Here is a 4189-nt window from a genome sequence, read left to right as displayed (position 1 = left end):
CCATCCTGACGGATGGGCTTTTTGCGTTTCTGGCGCTGGTCTACTGAATCAGCCTGTAGTAATCAAACCCATTCCGCCATAAAACAAGCCTTACCGCAGCATATGCGTTAAAATAACGCGATTATGCATCTGGAAAGCGTCTATGAATCACTCCCTTAAATCCTGGAATACCTTTGGTATCGATCAGTCTGCAAATGAAATTGTTTGTGCTGAGAATGAACAACAACTCTTAAATGCCTGGCAAACCGCCAATGCAAAGCAACAACCGGTATTGATTCTGGGTGAGGGGAGTAATGTACTGTTCCTTAATGCTTTCCATGGGACTGTCATCATCAATCGTATTAAAGGAATTGAGGTGACAGAACAACCAGATGCGTGGCATTTGCATGTTGGCGCTGGCGAAAACTGGCATCAGCTGGTTCAGCATACGTTGCAGCTTGGTATGCCTGGACTGGAAAACCTGGCGCTGATCCCTGGCTGCGTCGGTTCTTCTCCCATTCAGAATATAGGTGCTTACGGCGTTGAGCTTCAACGGGTCTGTGATTACGTTGACTGCATCGAATTAGCGACGGGGACGCCTCACCGTCTTAGCGCTCAAGAGTGCCGTTTTGGATACCGTGACAGCATTTTCAAACATGAGTATCAGGATCGCTTTGCAATTGTCGCCGTTGGCCTGCGCCTGTCTAAGCAATGGCAGCCAGTATTGACCTATGGCGATCTCACGCGACTCGACCCGGCGACCGTTACGCCTCAGCAGGTGTTTGACTCCGTCTGCCATATGCGAATGACTAAACTGCCAGACCCGAAAGTAAACGGTAACGCAGGCAGCTTTTTTAAAAATCCTGTCGTGACAGTTGACGTTGCACAGGCACTGTTATCTGAATTCCCCCACGCGCCACATTATCCCCAGGCGGATGGCTCAGTAAAACTGGCGGCTGGCTGGCTAATTGACCAGTGCCAGCTTAAAGGCATTGGGATTGGCGGCGCTGCCGTACATCGCCAGCAGGCTTTGGTACTCATTAACGCGGATAATGCGACAAGTGAAGATGTTGTCCAGTTGGCGCATCTGGTTCGTGAGAAAGTTGGAGAAAAATTTAACGTCTGGCTGGAACCGGAAGTGCGGTTCATTGGACAAATGGGTGAGGTCAATGCCGTGGAGATCATCGCATGAAGGATAATACCGTTCCCCTGACGCTGATCTCTCTGCTAGCCGACGGCGAGTTTCATTCTGGCGAACAGCTAGGTGATACGCTGGGGATGAGCCGCGCCGCCATTAACAAGCATATCCAGACACTACGAGATTGGGGCGTTGATGTTTTCACCGTGCCAGGCAAAGGCTATAGTCTGCCCGAGCCGATCCAACTGCTGGACGCGAATCGTATTCATAGCCAACTGGATCGCGGCACGGTTGCTGTGCTCCCTGTTATCGATTCAACCAATCAGTATCTCCTGGAGCGAATCGGAGAACTGCAGTCAGGTGACGCATGTGTCGCTGAATATCAGCAGGCCGGGCGCGGTCGCCGTGGACGTAAATGGTTTTCGCCATTCGGCGCCAACTTATATCTGTCGATGTACTGGCGTCTGGAACAGGGACCCGCTGCGGCGATCGGTTTAAGCCTGGTGATTGGCATCGTGATGGCGGAAGTCTTACGCGATTTGGGAGCAGATAAGGTTCGCGTAAAGTGGCCAAACGATCTGTATCTGTTGGATCGCAAACTGGCAGGGATCCTGGTTGAACTGACGGGGAAAACAGGCGACGCTGCACAGATCGTGATCGGCGCAGGAATAAACATGGCGATGCGTCGTGTTGAAGAAGGCATCGTAAATCAGGGATGGATTACATTACAGGAAGCCGGTATCACGCTCGATCGCAATACGCTGGCTGCGAGACTCATTCGTGAATTACGTACCGCGCTGGAGTTATTTGAGCAGGAAGGCCTGGCTCCCTATCTTTCGCGTTGGGAAAAACTGGATAACTTTATCAATCGCCCGGTCAAACTGATTATCGGTGAAAAAGAAATATACGGCATCTCTCGGGGGATTGATACGCAGGGCGCATTGCTGCTTGAGCAGGACGGGATAGTAAAACCCTGGGTGGGAGGGGAAATATCCCTGAGAAGCGCACAATAAAAAGGGGGAGCGATTGCTCCCTTTTTATTTATTTACGCAGGCGAACCTGCTCGACCGCATGATTTGCGCTTTTTGTCATAATGAGACTCGCGCGTTCACGTGTGGGTAAGATATTTTGCTTCAAATTCAGCCAGTTAATCTCTTTCCATAACGCCGTAGCGGTATTGATTGCCTCATCTTTTGACAGCTTCGCGTAGTTATGGAAATAAGAATCGGGGTCAGTAAACGCCCCTTCACGGAATTTGAGGAAGCGGTTGATATACCACGTTTGCAGTAAATCTTCCGGTGCATCAACATAAATAGAAAAGTCGACGAAATCAGAAACAAATACATGATGAGGGTCGTGCGGATAGTCCATTCCGCTTTGCAACACGTTAAGCCCTTCGAGAATTAATATATCCGGCTGCGCCACCGTTTTATCGCCATCAGGAATCACGTCATATATCAGGTGCGAGTAAACCGGAGCCGTCACATTTGGCACGCCTGATTTAAGATCAGAAACAAACTTAACCAGGCGGTGCATATCATAGGACTCAGGAAACCCTTTCTTCTTCATCAGACCGCGATTTTTCAGCACCTGGTTAGGGTGAAGAAAACCATCAGTGGTAATCAACTCAACGCGACGATGCTCCGGCCAACGGCTCAGCAGCGCTTGCAACACGCGCGCGGTGGTACTTTTTCCTACAGCCACGCTGCCGGCAATACTGATGATATAAGGGATACGCTCGCCATTCGTGCCAAGGAACTGCTCGAGAACCGCCTGACGACGAAGGTTTGAGCTGATATAGAAGTTAAGCAAACGCGACAGAGGCAAATAAATCTCCGCGACTTCTTCCAGCGACAGATCTTCATTTATACCTTTTAACCGTGCGATCTCATCTTCAGTCAGAGTCATTGGCACGGAATCACGAAGCGCAGCCCACTGGTTGCGGTTAAACTGTAGGTAAGGCGTCATTAACGTTTGCTCTTTTATACTCATAAGCATGTTTCTGGCTGTCATTACTTCATCAGGGCCGTGATGAAAAAGCGCGTCAGCCCCGGCATGCAATGGCACGTCACATTTCAGTTAATCTGGACAATGGGCAGGAGGGTAACACCAGATGGAAAGGAATAATAAGAAAAAATGTTTCCCTTACTTCATTCGCTGAAAAGCAATGTGACGCATATTCCAGATGTGAAGATGATAATTTTAGCCAGTAAGCGGCCCACTGCCGACAGCAAAGCGAAACTTGCCATGTCCGTAATGTCGAAATTTTATGCTAAGCTGTCTGAAAATACGTCATTTATTGGTCGTATAGTGCAAAATGTGAGCGATAGAACATTTTATGCAATTTTTTAGTTGCATGCGCTCGCAGGTCTCCATAGAATGCGCGCTACTTGATGCCGACTTAGCTCAGTAGGTAGAGCAACTGACTTGTAATCAGTAGGTCACCAGTTCGATTCCGGTAGTCGGCACCATCAAGTCCGGTGGGGTTCCCGAGCGGCCAAAGGGAGCAGACTGTAAATCTGCCGTCACAGACTTCGAAGGTTCGAATCCTTCCCCCACCACCACTTTCTGGCAGCGAATGCTGTCTGAGCTGGTTAAGAAAATAATCGGCTCGAATGAGAAAAGAGACTCGTCTCTTTTTTTGTTACAGAAAGAACTGGGTAGCCGAGTTTCAGGATGCGGGCATCGTATAATGGCTATTACCTCAGCCTTCCAAGCTGATGATGCGGGTTCGATTCCCGCTGCCCGCTCCAGACGTGCTGATATGGCTCAGTTGGTAGAGCGCACCCTTGGTAAGGGTGAGGTCCCCAGTTCGACTCTGGGTATCAGCACCACTTCACTTCTCCTTCCCGTGTTTTCTCTGTAACGACTCAATGATTCAACAGTCAGGCATATCGCCTGGTTGATGTGGTGATATCACCGATTTATCCGTGTCTTAGAGGGACAATCGATGTCTAAAGAAAAGTTTGAACGTACAAAACCGCACGTTAACGTCGGTACTATCGGCCACGTTGACCATGGTAAAACAACGCTGACCGCTGCAATCACTACCGTACTGGCTAAAACCTACGG

Annotated in this window: 4 protein-coding genes, 4 tRNA genes and 1 pseudogene; 7 read left to right on the top strand and 2 right to left on the bottom strand. The window is 49.4% G+C overall.

What is annotated here, in order from left to right:
- The first annotated feature begins 142 nt into the window (after window positions 1–142).
- A complete protein-coding gene (murB, locus tag APU02_RS10355; protein WP_060570015.1) occupies window positions 143–1171 on the top strand; it encodes a UDP-N-acetylmuramate dehydrogenase in 1029 nt (342 codons plus the stop codon).
- Window positions 1168–2130, top strand: coding sequence for a bifunctional biotin--[acetyl-CoA-carboxylase] ligase/biotin operon repressor BirA (gene birA / locus APU02_RS10350; protein ID WP_042293159.1), 963 nt, complete (start codon window positions 1168–1170; stop codon window positions 2128–2130). Before murB ends, birA begins: the two co-directional genes overlap by 4 nt.
- A gap of 28 nt (window positions 2131–2158) precedes the next feature.
- Here the strand turns inward: birA and coaA are convergent, their stop codons facing one another.
- Window positions 2159–3109 carry a type I pantothenate kinase gene (gene coaA, locus APU02_RS10345; RefSeq protein WP_060570014.1) on the bottom strand — a complete coding sequence of 317 codons (951 nt, stop codon included), beginning with the start codon at window positions 3107–3109 and terminating at the stop codon, window positions 2159–2161.
- Window positions 3110–3412: 303 nt separating this feature from the next.
- Window positions 3413–3493 (bottom strand): annotated as a pseudogene (locus APU02_RS26920) (hypothetical protein); the annotation flags it as partial.
- Between the two features lie 19 nt (window positions 3494–3512).
- On the opposite strand from APU02_RS26920, the gene APU02_RS10335 reads away from it, so the two are divergent.
- The 5 genes from APU02_RS10335 to APU02_RS25090 form a co-directional block, all read left to right on the top strand.
- Window positions 3513–3588: transfer RNA gene (locus APU02_RS10335), tRNA-Thr, on the top strand.
- Between the two features lie 8 nt (window positions 3589–3596).
- Window positions 3597–3681: transfer RNA gene (locus APU02_RS10330), tRNA-Tyr, on the top strand.
- Between the two features lie 114 nt (window positions 3682–3795).
- Window positions 3796–3870 (top strand) — tRNA-Gly (locus APU02_RS10325).
- Window positions 3871–3875: 5 nt separating this feature from the next.
- Window positions 3876–3951 (top strand) — tRNA-Thr (locus APU02_RS10320).
- Between the two features lie 116 nt (window positions 3952–4067).
- The coding region (locus APU02_RS25090; RefSeq protein WP_004202223.1) for a GTP-binding protein at window positions 4068–4189 on the top strand (122 nt) is incomplete at its 3' end.

This window comes from Citrobacter sp. 50677481 (assembly GCF_001463265.1).
Lineage (GTDB): Bacteria > Pseudomonadota > Gammaproteobacteria > Enterobacterales > Enterobacteriaceae > Citrobacter_A > Citrobacter_A sedlakii.
The sequence above is the reverse complement of the archived record's forward strand: the minus strand, read 5'-3'. Positions and strand labels throughout refer to the sequence as shown.